This is a genomic window from Rahnella inusitata (assembly GCF_003263515.1).
Classification (GTDB): domain Bacteria; phylum Pseudomonadota; class Gammaproteobacteria; order Enterobacterales; family Enterobacteriaceae; genus Rahnella; species Rahnella inusitata.
In genome coordinates this window covers 11,799-32,347 of the sequence record NZ_JYDE01000031.1, presented here as the reverse complement: position 1 = coordinate 32,347, position 20,549 = coordinate 11,799, and the positions used below count along the sequence as shown (strand labels likewise).

The 20,549-nt window shown below is 53.6% G+C and carries 17 protein-coding genes; 7 read left to right on the top strand and 10 right to left on the bottom strand.

The window, feature by feature from the left end; genetic code table 11:
* Positions 1–3: 3 nt before the first annotated feature.
* From dusB to msrP, 10 genes are all read right to left on the bottom strand, one after another.
* A complete protein-coding gene (gene dusB, locus TU92_RS17125) occupies positions 4–969 on the bottom strand; it encodes a tRNA dihydrouridine synthase DusB (protein WP_112168396.1) in 966 nt (321 codons plus the stop codon).
* A gap of 398 nt (positions 970–1,367) precedes the next feature.
* Positions 1,368–2,105, bottom strand: coding sequence for a carbonic anhydrase (locus tag TU92_RS17120; RefSeq protein ID WP_112168395.1), 738 nt, complete (start codon positions 2,103–2,105; stop codon positions 1,368–1,370).
* 177 nt (positions 2,106–2,282) lie between these two features.
* On the bottom strand, positions 2,283–3,167 hold the full coding sequence (gene prmA, locus TU92_RS17115; protein ID WP_112168394.1) for a 50S ribosomal protein L11 methyltransferase: 885 nt from the start codon (positions 3,165–3,167) through the stop codon (positions 2,283–2,285).
* A 43-nt stretch (positions 3,168–3,210) separates the two neighbouring features.
* Complete coding sequence (gene panF / locus TU92_RS17110) at positions 3,211–4,656, bottom strand: sodium/pantothenate symporter (RefSeq protein ID WP_112168393.1); 1,446 nt, start codon at positions 4,654–4,656, stop codon at positions 3,211–3,213.
* Positions 4,646–4,894: a YhdT family protein gene (locus TU92_RS17105; protein ID WP_112168392.1), complete on the bottom strand. Its 249-nt coding sequence runs from the start codon at positions 4,892–4,894 to the stop codon at positions 4,646–4,648. The genes panF and TU92_RS17105 overlap by 11 nt, the downstream gene beginning before the upstream one ends.
* Positions 4,895–4,969: 75 nt before the next feature.
* Complete coding sequence (gene accC / locus TU92_RS17100) at positions 4,970–6,319, bottom strand: acetyl-CoA carboxylase biotin carboxylase subunit (RefSeq protein ID WP_112168391.1); 1,350 nt, start codon at positions 6,317–6,319, stop codon at positions 4,970–4,972.
* 12 nt (positions 6,320–6,331) lie between these two features.
* Positions 6,332–6,796: an acetyl-CoA carboxylase biotin carboxyl carrier protein gene (gene accB, locus TU92_RS17095; RefSeq protein WP_056776171.1), complete on the bottom strand. Its 465-nt coding sequence runs from the start codon at positions 6,794–6,796 to the stop codon at positions 6,332–6,334.
* Positions 6,797–6,828: 32 nt separating this feature from the next.
* Positions 6,829–7,281, bottom strand: a complete 453-nt coding sequence (gene aroQ / locus TU92_RS17090) for a type II 3-dehydroquinate dehydratase (RefSeq protein WP_112168390.1) — start codon at positions 7,279–7,281, stop codon at positions 6,829–6,831.
* 241 nt (positions 7,282–7,522) lie between these two features.
* On the bottom strand, positions 7,523–8,125 hold the full coding sequence (gene msrQ, locus TU92_RS17085) for a protein-methionine-sulfoxide reductase heme-binding subunit MsrQ (RefSeq protein WP_112168389.1): 603 nt from the start codon (positions 8,123–8,125) through the stop codon (positions 7,523–7,525).
* Positions 8,126–8,143: 18 nt separating this feature from the next.
* Positions 8,144–9,145, bottom strand: a complete 1,002-nt coding sequence (gene msrP, locus TU92_RS17080; RefSeq protein WP_112168388.1) for a protein-methionine-sulfoxide reductase catalytic subunit MsrP — start codon at positions 9,143–9,145, stop codon at positions 8,144–8,146.
* A gap of 276 nt (positions 9,146–9,421) precedes the next feature.
* On the opposite strand from msrP, the gene csrD reads away from it, so the two are divergent.
* The 7 genes from csrD to yhdP all read left to right on the top strand — a co-directional run bounded on the left by csrD (position 9,422) and on the right by yhdP (position 20,514).
* Positions 9,422–11,356, top strand: coding sequence for an RNase E specificity factor CsrD (csrD, locus tag TU92_RS17075; RefSeq protein ID WP_112168387.1), 1,935 nt, complete (start codon positions 9,422–9,424; stop codon positions 11,354–11,356).
* 355 nt (positions 11,357–11,711) lie between these two features.
* Positions 11,712–12,755, top strand: a complete 1,044-nt coding sequence (gene mreB / locus TU92_RS17070; protein WP_013577291.1) for a rod shape-determining protein MreB — start codon at positions 11,712–11,714, stop codon at positions 12,753–12,755.
* Between the two features lie 268 nt (positions 12,756–13,023).
* On the top strand, positions 13,024–14,031 hold the full coding sequence (gene mreC, locus TU92_RS17065; RefSeq protein WP_112168386.1) for a rod shape-determining protein MreC: 1,008 nt from the start codon (positions 13,024–13,026) through the stop codon (positions 14,029–14,031).
* Complete coding sequence (gene mreD / locus TU92_RS17060) at positions 14,028–14,516, top strand: rod shape-determining protein MreD (protein ID WP_112168385.1); 489 nt, start codon at positions 14,028–14,030, stop codon at positions 14,514–14,516. Before mreC ends, mreD begins: the two co-directional genes overlap by 4 nt.
* 7 nt (positions 14,517–14,523) lie before the next feature.
* Positions 14,524–15,117 carry a Maf family protein gene (locus TU92_RS17055; protein WP_112168384.1) on the top strand — a complete coding sequence of 198 codons (594 nt, stop codon included), beginning with the start codon at positions 14,524–14,526 and terminating at the stop codon, positions 15,115–15,117.
* The gene (rng, locus tag TU92_RS17050) at positions 15,107–16,576 is read left to right on the top strand and encodes a ribonuclease G (protein WP_112168383.1); all 1,470 of its coding nucleotides are present in this window, start codon (positions 15,107–15,109) and stop codon (positions 16,574–16,576) included. Before TU92_RS17055 ends, rng begins: the two co-directional genes overlap by 11 nt.
* Before the next feature lie 98 nt (positions 16,577–16,674).
* Complete coding sequence (gene yhdP, locus TU92_RS17045) at positions 16,675–20,514, top strand: AsmA2 domain-containing protein YhdP (protein ID WP_112168382.1); 3,840 nt, start codon at positions 16,675–16,677, stop codon at positions 20,512–20,514.
* Positions 20,515–20,549 lie beyond the last annotated feature (35 nt).

The following is a 20,549-nucleotide window of genomic DNA, read 5'->3' as shown; positions in this document are numbered from 1 at the left end:
TTGTTACGCAAGATTTTCGAAATATGCTTCCAACGCCTCCAGCTGTTCGCTGGCATCCTCTATGGCGTTGAAGGAGCGCCGAAACTGGTCACTCGGGGCATGTTCCTGGAGATACCATGAAACATGCTTACGGGCGATACGGAATCCCTTGCCTTGACCATAAAAGTCGTGCAGTTCCCGTACGTGCCCTATTAACAAGCGCTGTACCTCACCCAAAGGCGGTGGCGGTAACAGTTCCCCTGTGTCCAGATAGTGCTGGATTTCCCGGAAGATCCAGGGTCTCCCCTGAGCGGCACGTCCTATCATCAGAGCATCAGCTCCGGTGTAGTCGAGCACCGCTCTGGCTTTATGCGGGTCAGTTATGTCGCCATTCGCGATAATCGGAATGGAAACACTCTGCTTAACTGTCCGAATACTGTCGTACTCTGCATCTCCATTGAAAAGGCAGGCACGGGTTCGGCCATGAATCGTCAGGGCCTGAATTCCACAGTCTTCAGCCAATTGGGCAATTTGTACACAGTTACGGTGTTCCGGTGCCCAACCAGTACGAATTTTCAACGTGACTGGCACATCTACCGCGTTAACCACGGCAGTGAGGATTTGTTTGACCAAATCCGGATACTGCAACAGCGCAGATCCTGCCAGTTTGCGGTTCACTTTCTTGGCCGGGCAGCCCATATTGATGTCAATGATCTGCGCACCGCTCGCCACATTAATTCGGGCGGCAGCCGCCATATCTTCGGGATCGCAACCGGCAATTTGCACGGCCCGGATTCCCGGTTCATCGTTATGCACCATACGCAATCGGGACTTGTCCGTCCGCCACACTTCCGGATTGGAAGAGAGCATTTCGGATACAGCCATCCCAGCACCCATCGCATGACATAAGGCACGAAACGGTCGGTCTGTTATACCGGCCATTGGGGCCGCAATCAGGCAATTTGTAAGCTGGTGGTGTCCGATGCGCATAGACTTAGAATGACCATACTGATGTCCGCAAGGGCGCGTATATTACGCATTTTTGATGTGAGATGAAAGGCCAAACTTTGAGCGATTTGATAAGAAAATGCCTTACGACAGCTAATGTGTTGAGGCGTTTTTTATTTTATTGAACATTAACATTGAGTTAGGTGTGATTGGCTAAATTGTGCGCTTGAAGAAATTCCTAATATCTCTCTAAATCACCCTGTTATAACAGGTGATTCTAAGGGCTTGATCGCCGTTTTAAGCATCAACAACCACAAAATTCTGTGATGCAGGTCGCTATATGGTCAGAAAGTAACTTCTTTTTAGGAAATGTGGAAAGGATTAACCCGTGAAAAGAGAGGCAGCAGAAGCGAGTTCTGTGCCTCATTTGGCAGACGTAGTTATTCAGCGACGATGACGCGGCCGTGCAGGTCCTGCACAGGGCGATTATTGGCATGATGCATCGCATGCTGGAATTTCTCCAGCTGCGCTTCTGACAGCGTCTGAGGCTGTTTCATCACCAGCCAGCGAACGCCCTCGGTGCACGGTGGCGTGGTCAGCGAACCGCTAAAGCGATAGTGATTGTGTTCAGCAGGCAGCAATTTCGCCAGATTCACTTTTTCAGTGATATTTGCCGGTTTGCCGTGTTCAGACGGCATCTTTTCCCAGATTTTCGCCAGTTCTTTATTTTCATCACCCACGTTAAACATCACTGCGACCACGGCGATTTCACCCGCGGCGTTGGTATGAACAAAGTGAGCTTCCATCGGGAAGGATTTTCCATCGATGGTGTTTTCGCTTGGTGAATGGAAATGGAACTGTTGCAGTGTGAAGGTTTCACCATCTGCAATGAGGGTGTCGCCCTTAGGAACGTTGACCTGCACGCTGTGGCCGTTGTTCACGATGCTTTCAGGCGAAGCCAGATAGCTCAAAGATAATGGCGTGGCGTGAACCGTGAAAGAGTTATGGATATCGACGGGTGACTGGTTCTTTCCGTTAGTACATTCGCTGAATTCCGGACTGATTTTGGACCAGTTTTGCGGAGCGCCGTTACCTTCGTAAGACCAGTGTGTTTGTTCACTGGCAAAGGCAGAAATGCTGCAAGCGGCCAGAATAATGGCCAGTAATTTGAATTTCATGGAACATCCCTTTTCTAAAGTCGTAGAAACACATGGATAAAAACCGCGTGGATTGTAATGACTTTATAAAAAGGTAAATAGAGCAAAAAGTGGCAGGGATCACTTCACAGATCAGATCGCACTTAATGTGCAGGAAATAGCCCGCTCCTGAGGGGAACGGGCATGAAATTGCAGGGATCAGGCTTTTTTAACGCCGGTGATCCGGCACCATTCTTCTTTCTCAGCCACGGCATCCAGCTCGAACTTATCCTGATAAGCATCGGCCACGCTTTGCGCCTGACTCGCCAGAATACCGGAAAGCCCAAGATGACCGCCCGCCACCGGTAACACGCCAATCAGCGGCGCCAGTTCACGCAGCGGGCCGGCCAGGATATTGGCGACCACCACGTCTGCTGACAGGTTCTCTGGCTGATCTTTTGGCAGAAACAGCGACAGACGCTCGGATACGCCGTTACGTTCGGCGTTATCGCGGCTGGCCTGAATCGCTTGGGGATCGATGTCGATCCCGACGACGTGTTTCGCGCCCAACTTCAGCGCGGCGATCGCCAGAATGCCGGAGCCACAGCCGAAGTCGATCACGGTTTTATCGGTAAGATCCAGACTGTCGAGCCATTGCAGGCACATCGCCGTGGTCGGGTGAGTCCCGGTGCCGAACGCCAGGCCCGGATCCAGCATCACGTTCACGGCGGTCGGATCCGGGACGTCACGCCAGCTCGGGCAAATCCACAGACGCTCGCCAAAACGCATCGGGTGGAAGCTATCCATCCACTCGCGTTCCCAGTCTTTGTCTTCCAGTTGTTCGATTTTGTGTACGAAACCTTTGCCCAGCAGCGGCTCGTTCTCCAGCATGGCAACGACTTCTGTCATGTCGGTCTCGGCATCGTACAGGCCGATAGCGTCGGTATCGCCCCACAGCAGGGTTTCACCCGGCAGTGGTTCAAACACCGGATTATCATGCGTGTCCTGGAAAGTGACAGACACCGCACCACTTTCGATAAGCGCGTCGCTCAGCGTTTCTGCATCATTACCGGTGGTGTTAATTTTCAGTTGGATCCAAGGCATAGCGATTCTCTTCTTAGCAATCTGTTAAATCAGTGCCGCCCGGTCAGGACGGCTTGAGTGCGGTTTCGCGCGGCTGTACGCCAAATTTATTGCCGATGTAAAACGCCAGCAAGCCCAGCGACAGCGACGGCACAATCGGATGCAGACCGGCAATGTGCAGGTCGATACTGGCGAGCAGGGTATAACAAACTGCGCCAACAATCATTGAGCTCAGCGCACCGGTGGCATTCGCGCGCTCCCAATAAAGGCCGAGCACCAGTGGCCACAGGAACACCGCTTCCAGCCCGCCAAAGGCCAGAAGATTAAGCCAGATAATCATTTCAGGCGGACGCCACGCGGCCAGTACCACCAGTAAACCAAGGATGAATGTCGCCCAGCTGGAGAAGCGTTTTAAACGGCGCTCATTGGTGATTTGCTCTGGTTTGACGCCGAGGTACAGATCTTTAACAATCGTTGCGGACGACTGTAAAAGCTGCGCGTTGATGGTCGACATAATCGCGGCCATTGGCGCTGCAAGGAAAATCCCAGCGGCATAAGGCGGCAGGACAGTGATCATCAGCGTGGGAATGACCTGATCGGGTATTTTCAAATCCGGCAAGATAGCGCGCCCTAGCGCCCCGGCCAGATGCATCCCAAACATCAGGATGGCGACCACCACGGTGCCGAGCACGATACCGCGGTGCACCGCTTTGCTGTCTTTGTAGGAGATACAGCGCACGGCGGTGTGCGGCAGGCCGATCACCCCAAAGCACACTAAAATCCAAAAGGATGCCATAAACGGTAGCGAAAGAACGTCGTCGCCGCCATGGACGGAAACCAGTTTCGGGTCGATCTGTTGCAGCTTATCAACCGCGGTGTGCAGGCCACCGGCCGCATGAATCACCGCCACCAGCAGCAAAATCGTGCCCAGCAGCATCACCAGTCCTTGCATCGCATCGTTGAGCACGCTGGCACGGAAACCGCCAAACGCGGTGTATAGCGCAATACTCACGCCAAAAATCAGCAGACCGGTGTCGTAAGGGATCCCGGCCGCTGTTTCCAGAAGACGTGCGCCGCCGATGAACTGCACGGTCATTGCGCCGAGGAACGCCACCAGCAGGCTGAGGCTTGCCAGCCAGACCAGCAGACGGCTCTGATAGCGTGCGAACAGCATATCGTTGAGGGTGACGGCGTTATAGCGCCGCGCCAGAATAGCGAATTTTTTGCCCAGCACGCCGAGCGACAGCCAGACCGCCGGCAACTGGATCATTGCCAGCAGCACCCAGCCGAGGCCGAATTTATACGCCGCACCCGGTCCGCCAATAAAGGAGCTGGCACTGATGTACGTCGCGGTGAGGGTCATCGCCAGGACGAAGCCGCCCATTGAGCGATTACCGAGGAAGTACTCGGTGAGGAAGCTGCCCTGTTGACGGCGGGTGTAGGCATACACCGACAATCCGAAGACCAGCAGCAAATAGGCGATCAGCGGCAATAAGACTTCAGTCTTCATGACTGTCCTCCAGCGGAATGTCGCGATAGATGACGCGCACCATCAGCCAGCTCAAAAGAATAAAAATCAGCGGAACCAGAAGGCAGGCCATCTCGAACCAGTGCGGAAGACCGGTTATGCCCTGTTTATCATCAGGAATATAAGCGGCAAAACACCACGCCAGCAGATAAGCAATGGTCAGCCCGAATGCCCAGCGGGCTTCCCGGTTGGCTTGCAGAAAACGTTTATCAAATGTCATTTTCTTCTCCCCCTAAACGTAAAAAAGGCCGGAATATCCGGCCTTGATAAGAGAGTACGCAACGGTACGGTCTTTTTATTTTTCCTGCAAACCGAGTTTTTTCTCCAGATAGTGGATGTTAGTCCCACCGATCTGGAAGTTCTCGTCATTCATGATGCGTTGTTGCAGTTCAATGTTGGTCTTGATGCCGTCGATGATCAGTTCCGCCAGTGCATTTTTCATGCGGGCGATGGCCACTTCACGGGTTTCGCCGTAAGTGATCAGTTTACCAATCATGGAATCGTAGTACGGAGGCACGGTGTAGCCTGCGTAAATGTGCGATTCCCAACGAACACCGAAACCACCAGGCGCATGGAAACGAGTGATTTTGCCCGGGCTTGGCAGGAAGGTGTTTGGGTCTTCCGCGTTAATACGGCATTCCACCGCATGGCCTTTGACACGCACTTCGTCTTGCTTGATCGACAAAGGCTGGCCGGATGCGATCCGCAGCTGCTCTTTGATCAAGTCCACACCGGTGATCATCTCAGTAACCGGATGTTCAACCTGGATACGGGTGTTCATTTCGATGAAGAAGAACTCACCGTTCTCGTACAGGAACTCGAAAGTACCCGCACCGCGGTAGCCGATATCCACACAGGCTTTTGAACAACGTTCACCGATGAAGCGACGCAGTTCTTCTGTAATGCCAGGTGCTGGCGCTTCTTCCACGACTTTCTGGTGACGACGCTGCATGGAGCAGTCACGTTCGGCCAGATAGACCGCATTGCCCTGACCATCGGCCAGTACCTGAATTTCCACGTGGCGTGGATTTTCGAGGTATTTCTCCATGTACACCATGTCATTGTTGAAAGCCGCTTTGGCTTCAGCACGGGTCATGTTGATGGATTGCTCGAGATCTTTGTCGCTGCGTACAACGCGCATGCCACGACCACCGCCGCCGCCAGAGGCTTTGATGATGACCGGATAGCCGATGCGTTTTGCGAAGCCACGGTTAAGATCCATGTCGTCGCCCAGCGGGCCGTCAGAACCCGGCACGCAAGGAACGCCAGCGGCTTTCATCGCGTGGATTGCAGATACTTTGTCGCCCATAAGGCGGATAGTTTCTGCTTTCGGGCCGATGAAGATGAAGCCAGAACGCTCAACCTGCTCTGCGAAATCCGCATTCTCGGACAGGAAACCATAGCCAGGATGGATAGCCACCGCGCCGGTGATTTCTGCTGCAGCGATAATTGCAGGGATGTTCAGATAGCTTTTAACTGAAGGTGCAGGGCCAATACAGACGGTTTCATCTGCCAGCAGCACGTGTTTCAGGTCACGGTCAGCGGTGGAGTGCACAGCAACGGTTTTGATGCCCATTTCTTTACAGGCACGCAAAATACGCAGGGCAATTTCGCCGCGGTTCGCGATAACAATTTTATCTACCATGGTACGCCTCGTTTATTCGATGACGACCAGCGGCTCGTCGAATTCAACCGGTTGGCCGCTTTCTACCAGAATTGCTTTAACAACACCGGATTTGTCCGCTTCGATTTGGTTCATCATTTTCATCGCTTCAACGATGCAAAGAGTATCGCCAGCATTCACTTTCTGGCCCACTTCGATAAAGGCTTTCGCGTCCGGGCTTGGCGTGCGGTAGAAGGTACCTACCATCGGGGAGCGAACGATGTGACCACTGATTGCAGCCGGAGCAGCGGCTTCAGCAGGTGCTGCTGGAGCGACCGCAGCAGCCAGACCCGGCTGCTGTTGAACAGGCATAGCGTAAGCCTGTTGCATCATAGGATAAGCCTGCGCAGGTGCAGCACGGCTGATACGAACTGACTCTTCACCTTCAGAAATTTCCAGTTCAGAAATACCTGATTCTTCAACCAGTTCGATCAGTTTTTTAATTTTACGAATATCCATGGGTGTGATTCCGTACTCTTTTTGCGTAGAAATTAGTGGGTTTTAGACAAGCGATTAACTGCTGCCTGTAAAGCAAAGTGGTAGCCGTCTGCGCCAAGTCCGCAAATGACGCCCACTGCGATGTCGGAAAGATAGGAATGATGCCGGAACGCTTCGCGGGCATGTACATTTGACAGATGGATTTCGATAAACGGAATCGAGACCCCCAGTAATGCATCGCGTAGCGCCACGCTGGTATGGGTAAAGGCCGCGGGATTGATCAGGATAAAATCGACATTTCCGCGTGCCTGATGAATGCGTTCAATCAGGACATGTTCTGCGTTAGATTGCAGATGGCTCAGTGCCACATCAGCGGCAGCAGCCTGCGTTTCCAAACCTTTAACAATATCGTTGAGCGTGGTGTGTCCGTACGTTTCAGGCTCACGGGTACCTAACAAATTCAGGTTAGGACCGTTCAGTAGCAAAATGTCAAACTTATGCGCCATTGTGAGCCTATCTCCGGCAATTAGACAAAGATTGTAGAAAATACCCTGATGTCACCGATTTGTCACCTGTTTCGGGGCAAATCGTCCTGTCTCCTCAACATGAGGTCGGGCATTATAATGATATCGTGGCAATTAGCAGCTAAATACTGGTCTTATCAGCGAAGATAATCAACCCTCGGCCGGTGCAAGAGGGTTGATTTACAGGAATTATGAGGGGCAGAACACAGAAAAGTTCCGCAGCCTATCGCAGCCACTGGCGGAATTTCTTATAACGAAGTGCCAACAAAATGGCGGCGATTGCCGCGTAGATCACGGGTTGTGGCGATAACACTTTCACCGACCAAAGATAGTGGATCGGCGCAAGAATGGCGATCAGATAGATAAAATTATGCAATTTCTGCCAGGTTGTGCCCATTTTACGCTGTGCCCACAGCGTCGAAGTGCAGGCCAGTGCCAGCAGCAGTATCCAGCTGATAATCCCCAACGTGAGATAGGGGCGCGAAATCAGTTCACTGCCTAACAGTCGCAGGTTACTGACCCCCAGTTCGAGGAAGGAATAACTCAGAAGATGCAGTGTTCCCCACGCAAAACACCACAATCCCAGCAGACGGCGGGTGCGGATCAGCAACGGTTGCTTGCCATAGCGTGCAACCGGCGTCACCAGCAGCGTCACCAGTAAAAATTTCAGCGTCATCCGACCGGTAAAGTGCTGAATGTCTTTCGCCGGATCGGCGCTGAACCAGCCCTGATCGACAGAAAGCAGCAGCCATATAAAGGGCAGGATTGCGGCAAGCCAGATGATGACTTTCAGCCAGGTAATGTTTGCAGGGCTCAGACGGGGCATACGTATGACTTCCTTTCCTTAATAGAACTTACGAAGATCCATGCCGTGATACATCGACGCCACCTGTTCGGCATAACCGTTGAACAGCAGCGTAGGCTGGCGCTTGACGTCGAGTAATCCGCCTGCGCCGATAAAGCGTTCTGTTGCCTGCGACCAGCGCGGATGATCCACATGCGGATTCACGTTGGCATAAAAGCCGTATTCGTTGTTGGCAATCTGATTCCACGTCGTTGGCGGTTCATCTTTGGTAAATTTGATATTCACGATCGATTTGATGCCTTTGAAGCCATATTTCCACGGCACCGTCAGGCGGATAGGTGCACCGTTTTGTGGCGGCAACGCTTTGCCATAAACGCCGACGGTCAGCATCGCCAGCGGATTCATCGCTTCATCTATACGCAATCCTTCCACGTACGGATAATCCAGCCCGCCGCCAATAAACCGGTCTTTCTGGCCGGGCATGTGCTCCGGGTCATACAGCGTGGTGAAGGCCACATAGCGTGCGTTGCTGGTAGGTTCAGCGAGTTTGAGAATATCACTCAGCTGGAAACCAACCCAGGGCACCACCATCGACCACGCCTCGACGCAGCGCATACGGTAGATGCGTTGCTCGAGCGGGAAGCGCTTCATGATGTCATCCATATCCAGCGTCATCGGTTTACCGACTTCGCCATCAAGGGTGATCTTCCACGGCGATGTGACCAGTTGCCCCGCATTGGCAGCCGGATCGGCCTTGTCCAGACCAAATTCATAGAAATTATTGTAACCGGAGACTTTATCTTCCGGCGTCAGCGGCAGGTCATTCTGATAGGCAGCAGGTTTGCTGAAGTCCAGCGGTTTACCCGAAGGTGCAGGCGGTCGGTCGTGGCCTTTAAACCAGGAGAGAATATCCGCCTGGGCAGTCTGCGGCAGTGCCAGTGCTGCAGCGCTAATCCCCAGCGCCTGCAACACTTTGCGGCGATCGTAGAATATGCTTTCGGGCGTGACATCCGCCTCGGTGAGTTTGCGGGGTTTGTACATGGCAGTCTCCGGTTTTAAACATCAAACGCATTCATAATTTTTATGATTATTCAGACAGCATGGCGTGTAACTCCGGCTTTTGCGAGGTATGGAAAGTAAAAACGAATTTCTAAAAAGTGATCGGAAGTATAACAATTCTGAATTAATGGGTTTTTCAGTTGCTATGCTATGAATGTATGTCAAATCCTGTTTCTCTTACTGAGGTAATATAGCCACGTTTTTTATGGCAGGAGAACGGTCCTGTTTTCACTTCACCGTAGCGAGTAAGGCACAGGGATGCGATTTACTACCCGACTCTCAGCACTGATTTCGATGTTAGTTGCGCTGGCAATGTTGTTGATGTTGCTCGGCGTGACCTTTAGTTTTATCTATCTGAATAAGCAAAACACAGAGCAACATCTTCAGGCACTGACGACGACCTATGACCAGGCGCTGCTGACCCAATCTCCCGAACAAGCGCAGCGCTGGCTGCCGCAGGCGATGCGCATGCTGGACGTCACCGATATTGTGGTGAAACTCAACAGCTCCACTGTGTACGAGTACCACGAACGTCCGGATTTACACCGCTCGTGGGACAGCGTGATGCCTGAATACAACACGGCCATTTACCCTCTCATGCAACACCCCGATATGTCGCTGCATGTGTCTTATATTGACCCCGTCAGCAGTTACATCCGTTCCATGCGCTCGACGCTAACCATCAGTGTGGCGATCCTGATTATGTTCGGCATGGTATTGCTCAGTTTTCGCTGGCTGCGACAGGAAACCGATGGCGTTGAGAAACTGGAAGATCGCGCGATACGGATTTTACGCGGTGAGCGCGAGGGACTGACCGGAAATCTGGGCGAATGGCCGCATTCCGCCAGCAGCGCCATTGATCTCCTGCTGACCGATCTTAATGAAGCCCGCGAGCAGCGCAGCCGCGTTGATACTCTGATCCGCGCCTACGCCCAGCAGGATTCACAAACCGGGCTCAGTAACCGCTTGTTCTTTGATAATCAGCTGGCGACGCAGCTGGAAGAAGAGGGCACACATGGTGTGATCATGCTGCTGCGCCTGCCTGATTTCGACCTGATGCGTGAAACTCACGGTCAGGCGATGGTCGATGAGTTGCGCTCCGCGATGGTTAATCTGCTCTCAACCTTCGTGATGCGCCACGTTGATGCCTTACTGGCGCGTTATTTCCACAGTGATTTTGCCGTTCTGCTGCCACACCGGACGCTCAAAGAAGCTGAAGTGATGGCGGCGCAGCTGGTCAATGCGCTCGGGGTATTACCGACGTCGTCGCTGATTGATCGCGATGCCCTGATGTACATCGGCATCAGCGCCTATCGTTTTGGCCAGACGCCGGATCAGGTAATGGATATGGTTCAGCAGGCAACGCGTCACGCGGCGTTCCAGGGCAGCAACAGCTGGTTTATTTTCGACAATAATGTGCCTGAGAAAGGGCGCGGCAGCGTGCGCTGGCGAACCTTACTGGAAAATACACTGGCGCGCGGCGGGCCGCGTTTGTATCAGAAACCGGCCTTCTCCCGAAATGGCAAACTCGATCATCGTGAATTACAGCGCCGCGTCTTCGACGGGGAGAATGAGTTGCTGGCCGCAGAGTTTGTGCCACTGGTCGTGCAGTTCGGTCTTTCTCAAAGTTACGACCGCATAATGATAAGTCAGATTATTCCGTTACTTAACCGCTGGCCGGACGAAACGTTGGCATTTCACCTGACGGTTGATTCATTATTGCAGCGCTCATTTGTTCGCTGGCTGCGCGATACGCTGCTTCAGTGTGAAAGATTACAGCGAAATCGGATTTTGATTGAACTTGCTGAGGCAGATCTTTGTCAACATACCGACCGCCTGCGTCCTGCGATTCGTTTATTGCAAGGTTTAGGCTGTCGTCTGGCAGTTTCACAGGCCGGTCTGACGGTGGTCAGTACCTCTTATCTGAAAACCTTCCCGGTGGAAAGGGTCAAACTTCATCCGGGTCTGGTGCGCGATATAGATAAAAGAATTGAAAATCAGCTGTTTGTACAAAGCCTGCTGAGTGCATGTGAAGGGACTCAGGCTCTGGTCTTTGCCTCCGGCGTGCGAACAAAGGATGAGTGGTCGATCCTGCTGAGTAAGGGGATCCACGGCGGCCAGGGTGATTTTTTTGCCGGACCGGAGCCCGTTGAACCGGTTGGTAAAAAATATTCACACAACAGCGATGTTTAAGTGACCGTAAACCGATTATTTAACGTAGAATGACCCAGCTTTCGACCGACTCCCTTGCCTGGCATACGGTGCTTATCATCTGGCCGCGGGTTGACGGAGATTCCTGGTGAAAGTGTAAGAATTTATGTGCGGTGTTGCTACTTCGCCTGGGTGCCTGCCCGAGGTAAATCTAGCCTGCGATACAGAATTATATCGCAGTGCCATCAGCCTCAAAAAGTCACCTCAAGTGAATGGCGACATCGCGGACAATTTTCACGTAAGCAGGACGTTTTTGCGCCTTGTCGCTGCTTCGCGTGGTTGGTAAAGTAGGCGGATTTTATTTTCCGCCCCCAGCTAGCAGGATTATCCTTTCGTTATGTTTAAGAAATTTCGTGGCATGTTTTCCAACGACTTGTCCATCGACCTGGGTACCGCCAATACCCTCATCTATGTAAAAGGACAAGGCATCGTGCTGAATGAGCCATCAGTTGTGGCAATTCGTCAGGATCGTGCTGGTTCACCTAAAAGCGTTGCTGCTGTTGGTCACGACGCAAAACAGATGCTGGGTCGTACTCCCGGCAATATCGCAGCTATTCGTCCAATGAAAGACGGCGTTATCGCTGACTTCTTCGTGACTGAGAAAATGCTGCAACACTTCATTAAGCAAGTTCACAGCAATAGCTTCATGCGCCCAAGTCCGCGCGTGCTGGTTTGTGTACCGGTCGGCGCAACGCAAGTTGAACGCCGTGCTATTCGTGAATCCGCACAAGGTGCTGGTGCACGTGAAGTGTTCCTGATTGAAGAACCGATGGCTGCGGCGATCGGTGCGGGTCTCCCTGTCTCAGAAGCCACCGGTTCTATGGTGGTGGATATCGGCGGCGGTACCACGGAAGTGGCTGTGATTTCCCTGAACGGCGTCGTGTATTCCTCTTCTGTACGTATTGGTGGTGACCGCTTCGATGAAGCTATCATTAACTACGTGCGTCGTAACTACGGTTCCCTGATTGGTGAAGCCACAGCTGAACGTATCAAACACAGCATCGGTTCGGCGTATCCGGGCGATGAAGTGCACGAGATCGAAGTGCGTGGCCGTAACCTGGCTGAAGGCGTTCCGCGTGGTTTCACGCTGAATTCCAACGAAATCCTGGAAGCGCTGCAAGAGCCGCTGACCGGTATCGTCAGCGCAGTGATGGTTGCACTGGAGCAATGTCCGCCAGAACTGGCGTCTGACATTTCCGAGCGTGGCATGGTGCTGACCGGCGGTGGCGCGTTACTGCGCAACCTCGATCGTCTGCTGATGGAAGAAACCGGTATTCCGGTGGTAGTCGCAGAAGATCCGTTGACCTGCGTTGCTCGCGGCGGCGGTAAAGCATTAGAAATGATCGACATGCACGGCGGCGACTTATTCAGCGAAGAGTAATCTCAGCGACGATTTGATTGATGACGGAATACGTTTTTTCCTTTATTCCTCTCAAAAAATAGTCTGCCCGGGAAGGTGGTTGTCCGTCAGGTAAAACCTGCAACGCGAAGTGTGCAGTGTTCAATGTGGATCCGCGCAAACACTGTCTAAACTGAGAATGTTTAGGCGGTGTTTTCGGCTATCCCATGAGATTGCCGCCTTTTCTGTCAGGGGAAGCATTGACTTCGTCTGACTGAAACCTTCTGTTGCCGAGGAACTCGCATATTTTATGAAGCCAATTTTTAGCAGGGGACCTTCCCTGCAACTGCGACTTTTTTTGGCTATTCTTACGGCCATTGTCCTGATTGTTGCCGACAGTAAAATAGGTACGTTTGTTAAAATCCGCACCTATATGGATACTGCCGTCAGTCCCTTCTATTTTCTGTCAAACGCCCCGCGTGAATTCTTAGATCAGGTTTCCTCGACGTTCGCGACGCGCGGCCAGCTCGAGCTGGAAAACCGTGCTTTGCGCCAGGAATTGTTGCTGAAAAACAGCGACCTGATGCTGCTTGGTCAATACAAACAAGAGAACGCCCGTTTGCGTGAGCTGCTGGGCTCGCCGCTGCGTCAGGACGAGCACAAAATGGTGGCTCAGGTTCTGTCTACCAGCGATGATCCGTACAGTGATCAGGTCGTCATTGATAAAGGCAGCAATAGCGGCGTTTACGTCGGCCAGCCGGTCATAAGCGATAAGGGCGTTGTTGGTCAGATCGTTGCCGTCGGTGCACTCACCAGCCGTGTGCTGCTTATTTGCGATGCGTCTCATGCCCTGCCGATTCAGGTGTTGCGTAACGATATCCGCGTGATCGCTGCCGGCAGCGGCTGTGCGGACGATCTGCAACTGGAACATCTGCCAAGCAATACCGATATTCGCGTCGGCGATGTACTTGTCACCTCTGGTCTCGGTGGCCGTTTCCCTGAAGGTTATCCGGTGGGCGTGGTGTCTTCTGTCAAAGTCGACAACCAGCGCGCTTATACGGTGATTCAGGCACGTCCGACGGCCGGTCTGCAACGTCTGCGTTATCTGCTACTGCTGTGGGGCTCGGATCGCAACGGTGATCATCCGTTGCCGCCTGATGAAGTCCATCGTGTGGCCAATGAACGTCTGATGCAAATGATGCCTCAGGTATTGCCGCCGCCGGGTGATATGGGGCCTCCGGCACCGCTTCCGGCACCGGCAACCGGCACTGTGACGGCACCGGTTAGCACATCCGTGACGCCGAGGGCGACGCGATGAACAGCTACCGGAGCCACGGACGCTGGATTATTTGGCTATCCTTTATCATAGCCATGTTGTTGCAGGTCATGCCGTGGCCTGAACAGATCTATATGTTCCGGCCCTCCTGGTTGTTGCTGATCTTAATTTACTGGGTGATGGCATTACCGCACCGCGTCAACGTCGGCACCGGTTTTATTGTCGGTTTCATCATGGATTTGATCCTCGGTTCAACGCTGGGTATTCGCGCGCTGGCGTTTGCCATCACCGCTTATCTGGTCGCGTTCAAATTCCAGTTATTCCGCAATCTGGCACTCTGGCAGCAGGCGCTTATCGTCATGGTGCTGTCGCTGGCGGTAGACGTGATGGTGTTCTGGGGCCAGTTCATGGTGGTGAACGTGTCGTTTCGCCCTGAAGTTTTCTGGAGCAGCGTGGTGGACGGTATTCTGTGGCCGTGGCTGTTCTTGCTGATGCGTAAAATTCGTCGTCAGTTTGCTGTTCAATGAGGATGTTATGACCGAACTTTATCTCGCTTCCGGATCGCCCCGCCGGCGTGAATTGCTGGGGTTACTGGATCTGCCTTTTGAGCGTCTGGTAACTGACGTGGCGGAAGAACGTCAGCATGATGAAGCACCGGACGCGTATGTTATGCGTCTGGCGAAAGATAAAGCGCGAGCCGGTGTTGCGGTCGCGACGGAAGATCTGCCGGTGCTGGGCGCGGACACCATTGTTGTCCTCGACGGTAAAGTGTTGGAAAAGCCGCGTGATGAATCGCAAGCCGCTGTTATGCTTAATGCATTGTCCGGCAGGCAGCATCAGGTCATGACCGCTGTCGCTTTCGCTGACAGGCGAGATTGTCTGAGTACGCTGGTTGTGACCGATGTCACCTTTCGTTCGCTATCTGCCGATGACATTGCACACTATATTCTGAGCGGTGAGCCCATGGATAAAGCGGGCGCTTATGGTATTCAGGGAAAGGGCGGTTGTTTCGTCCGTGAAATTCGCGGCAGTTACTATGCAGTCGTGGGGCTCCCGCTGGTGGAGACTCAGGAGCTGCTCAATGAATTTGCTGCCTTACGCGAGCTTAGGAGAAAACATGACAGCTGAATTACTGGTCAATGTCACGCCGTCTGAAACCCGCGTGGCCTACATTGACGGTGGCATTCTGCAGGAAATCCATATTGAGCGCGAAACCAAGCGCGGGATTGCCGGCAACATTTATAAAGGACGAATCAGTCGCGTATTGCCTGGGATGCAGGCCGCGTTTGTTGATATCGGACTTGAGAAAGCCGCGTTTTTACACGCGTCTGACATTATGCCGCACACTGAATGTGTCGCCCGTGATGAGCAGAAAAATTTCAACGTGCGCGACATCGCAGAACTGGTGCATCAGGGCCAGGATCTGATGGTGCAGGTGGTGAAAGACCCGCTCGGTACCAAAGGCGCGCGTCTGACCACGGACATCACTCTGCCTTCACGTTATCTGGTGTTTATGCCGGGTGCGTCGCACGTGGGCGTTTCGCAGCGCATTGAAAGCGAAGCCGAGCGCGATCGCCTGAAACGTATCGTCTCTGAATATTGTGACGAGCACGGTGGCTACATTATTCGTACCGCCGCCGAAGGCGTGGGCGAAGAAGAACTCAAGCAGGATGCAGCTTATCTCAAGCGCCTGTGGACCAAGGTGATGGAGCGCAAACGTCGCAACAAAACCAAGTACAAATTGTACGGCGAGCTGGCACTGGCGCACCGCGTGCTGCGTGATTTTGCCGGTGAAGCGCTGGATCGCATTCGTGTTGATTCCCGCCTGACCTATGAATTACTGGTGGAATTTACCAGTGAGTACATGCCGGAAATGACCAGCAAGCTTGAGCATTACAACGGCAAGCAACCGATTTTCGATTTGTACGATGTGGAAAATGAAATCCAGCGTGCGCTCGAGCGCAAGGTGGAACTCAAATCCGGCGGCTATCTGATCATCGATCAGACCGAAGCCATGACCACCGTGGACATCAACACCGGTGCGTTCGTCGGCCATCGCAATCTGGAAGACACCATTTTCAACACCAACACCGAAGCGACGCAGGCGATTGCCCGTCAGCTGCGGTTACGTAACCTCGGTGGCATCATCATCATCGACTTTATTGATATGTCGAATGAAGATCACCGCCGTCGCGTATTGCACAGTCTTGAGCAGGCGTTGTCGAAAGACCGCGTGAAAACCGGCATTCACGGTTTCTCTGCGCTCGGTCTGGTTGAAATGACCCGCAAACGCACCCGTGAAAGCGTCGAACATGTGTTGTGCAGCGATTGCCCGACCTGTCATGCGCGCGGCACGGTGAAAACCGTCGAAACGGTATGCTACGAAATTCTGCGCGAAATCGTGCGCGTGCATCATGCGTATGATTCCGACCGCTTCCTGGTTTACGCCTCGGCGGCCGTGGGCGAAGCGCTGAAGGGCGAAGAATCCCATGCACTGGCTGAAGTCGAAATTTTCGTCGGCAAACAGGTCAAAGTGCAAGTGGAGCCGCTCTACAGTCAGGAGCAGTTTGACGTCGTGATGATGTGATCTGAAGGCAAAGTGTCAGATGCATCAGGAAGTAACAGGTTTCCATTGCCGTCTGTACGGGTGAAGACCGGTATGGAATGGGAAACAAGGAGAGAAGTTTGAGGCGACTGCCCGGTATCTTATTAACCACCAGCGCAACCCTTGTCGTGATAGTGGCTTTGGTGATCAGTGGCTTACGTCTGGCGTTGCCTCAGTTGAGCCGTTTCCAGAATCAGCTGGTCGAAAAAGTTGAATCCGTCACGGGCGTGCCGATCGAACTGTCACAGATCAGTGCCAGCTGGAAAACCTTTGGCCCGATTATGGAGATCCGCGGCCTGCAGGTCACGTTGCCGGATGCCAACCTGAAGGTTCAGCGTATCACCATGGCGCTGGACGTCTGGCAATCGATGCTGCATCTGCGCTGGCAGTTCCGCGATCTCACTTTCTACAATATGCAGTTGGATCTCAACAGTACGTTGGGCGGAGACAACCAAGGCAACGGCCTTAAGCCCAACCGCATCAGCGATATTTTCCTCCGCCAGGTGGATCACTTCGACCTGCGCAACAGTCGTATTTCCTTCCTGACCCCGTCCGGCCCGCGCGCCGAATTTGATATCCCGCAGCTGACCTGGCTGAACACGCACAACCGCCACCGTGCCGAGGGGCAACTGAGCCTGTCGAGTTTCAACGGCCAGCATGGCGTGGTGCAACTGCGTATGGATCTGAACGATTCCAACGGCCTGCTGAACAACGGCAAGATTTACCTTCAGGCCGATGATATCGACATGAAGCCGTGGTTTAGCCGTTGGCTGCGCAGCAACACCGGTCTTGAGACGGCTAATTTCAGTCTGGCGGCGTGGCTGACCGTACGCAACGGCGATGTCTACGCCGGTGACGCGCTGCTGAAGGCCGGTTCCGCGACCTGGAAAACCGGTGATGATCTACACCGTCTGGACGTCGATAACCTGACGCTGCACGGAAACCGTCAGGGCAATGGCTGGCAGCTCGGTACTCAACAGCTGAACATCAAAACCGACGGCGTCGCCTGGCCGAAAGGTACGCTGGAGGCACTGTATCTGCCGGAAAATAACGAATTTCTTGGCCCGTCGCAGGGTGAAGAACTGCGCATTCGCGGCACCAATTTGCAACTGGAACGTCTGGGGCCGGTCATTCCGACCATTTCTTTCCTTACCCCAACGCTGTTAGAACGCTGGCAGGATCTGAAACCGGCGGGCAATATCGATCGCCTCGCGCTCGACATTCCACTTAAACAACCTGAAAACACCCGTTTTATCGCCGACTGGCACGATGTCAGCTGGCAGCGCTGGGAATTACTGCCGGGTATTAATCATTTCAACGGCAGCCTGAAAGGCAGCGTGGCCAGCGGTCAGCTAGACGTCAAACTGCAAGACAGCCTGCTGCCTTACGGGGAAATGTTCCGCGCGCCGCTGGATGTGAGTGCGGCAACCGGGTCCATCAGCTGGACGAACGATCAGGATGGCTGGACGCTGTCCGGTAAAGACGTCGACGTCAAAGCCGATGCGCTGTGGGCGAAGGGCGATTTCCACTATGCTCAGCCGGCAAAAGGCGAGCCGTGGCTGAATATTCTGGCTGGTATCCGTTTGTACGACGCCGGACAGGCGTGGCGCTACTTCCCTGAACACCTGATGGGTAAACATCTGGTGGATTATCTGACCGGCGCGATTAAAGGCGGTCAGGTGGATAACGCTACGCTGACCTTCAACGGCAATCCGCATCACTTCCCGTTCAAAAAGAACGAAGGGCAGTTCCAGGTCTGGGTGCCCCTGCGTCATTCCACATTCGAATTCCAGCCGAAATGGCCAGCGCTGACCGATCTGGATATCGATCTCGATTTCCTCAACGACGGCCTGTTCATGAAGGCTGAGCACACCAAACTGGGCAATGTTGATGGTAATAATGTTGTCGCCAATATTCCTGACTATCTGAAACAAAAGCTGTTTGTTGATGCCGACCTGCGCGGTTCAGGCAAAGATATCGGCGATTACTTCATGAATACGCCGCTGCACGACACGCTGGGCGGCGCATTACAGGAGCTGCAAATCAGCGGCGAAGTGAATGGCCGCTTACATCTGGATATTCCGCTGGACGGCGAGGAAGTTCGCGCGACCGGTGGCGTGACGCTTAAAGACAACAGCCTGCTGATCAAACCGCTGGAAAGCACGATCAGCCATCTCACCGGTCAGTTCAGCTATGACAACGGCAACCTGCAAAGCAATCAGTTAACCGGCACCTGGTTCGGGCAGCCAGTCAACGTGATGTTCAGTACGCAGGAACTGGCGGATGACTTCAAAATTCAGGTCGGTCTGAACGCAAACTGGCAACTTTCGAAATTGCCGGGTCTGCCTGCCGCAGCAGCGAGCAAAATTTCCGGAGGAACGCCGTGGAAGGGTGACGTCAATATCTCCCTGCCGCACAAAGGCACACCCAACTACACCGTGGATGTGAACGCCGATCTGAAAGATGTGAGCAGTCACTTACCTGATCCGCTGAGCAAAAAGGCCGGAAACGCCATGCCACTGTTGGTGAAGGTGAAAGGCGATTTACACAGTTTCAATCTCGAAGGTGTGCTGGCGGGTAAAGATCATTTCAACAGCCGCTGGTTGCTGGGTAAACAGCTGAAACTGGATCGTGCTTCCTGGCAGGCCAATACCAAAAAAACGCCGCCGCTGCCCGCAGACAGCAGCCTGACGCTAAACCTGCCGCCGCTCGATGGCGAAAGCTGGCTCGGTTTGCTGTCGCCGGATAAAGCCGCGCAAAGCAGCAGTAATGGTAAAAGCGGCAACGGCAAAATGGCCGGATTCAGCTTCCCGCATGAAATCATCCTGACGACACCGGCGCTGACGCTGGGGGGACAGGTATGGAATGACCTGACGATAAGCTCCACGCAGGGGCGTCAGGGCATGGAGATCAAGGCGAAAGGCAAAGAGATTGACGGCACGCTGAACATGAACGACAACGGTCCATGGCTGGCGAACCTTAGCTATCTCTATTTCAACCCGCAATGGACGGTGGCCGATGTCGCAGGCAGCGGCAAACCGGCGGGGAATCCGTTTGCCAGTGACAAAGTTTCCTTCGCCAGCTGGCCTGCGGTGCAGTTGCGCTGTGAGGTCTGCTGGTTCCTCGGTCAGAACTTCCGTAAGGTGAACGCCGATGTGACACCGCAGGGCGATCAACTGATGCTGCGCAACGGCCTGATCGACACTGGCGTCGCGCGTCTGGACGTTCAGGGCGACTGGAAACAGAATGCTCAGGGCGAAAGTACCGGCCTGAAGGGTAAGCTGAGCGGCAAAAATATCGATCAGGCGATGTCTTTCTTTGGCGTCACCACACCGCTGAAGGGCGCGCCGTTTGACATCAACTTCGACCTGCACTGGAAATCCGTGCCGTGGAAACCGGACGTCAGTACCCTCAACGGCACGCTGAAAAACGAGCTGGGTAAAGGTGAAATCGCCGACGTCGGCGGTGGCCGTGCCGGTCAGTTATTGCGTCTGGTGAGCTTCGACGCATTGCTGCGTAAGCTGCGCCTCGATTTCAGCGATACCTTCGGAGAGGGCTTCTACTTCGATTCGATCAAATCGACCGCATGGATTAAAGACGGCACGTTACACACCGACGATCTGCTGGTTGACGGGCTGGCGGCGGACATCGCCATCACCGGCAAAGTGAATTTTGTGAATCAGCAGCTGGATCTCCAGGCCGTGATCGCCCCGGAAATTTCCGCTACCGTTGGCGTGGCAACCGCCTTTGTGATTAACCCGGTGGTCGGCGTGGCGGTGTTTGCCGCCAGTAAAGTGCTCGCCCCGCTGTGGAATAAAATTTCGCTGATTCGCTATCAGATAACCGGCACCATCGCGGAGCCGCACATTAATGAAATTCTGCGTAAACCTGTCACCGCACCGAAAGCCGCCGCGCAGTAATGCCATAAAGATGGCGGCAGGCAACCTCGTGCGGG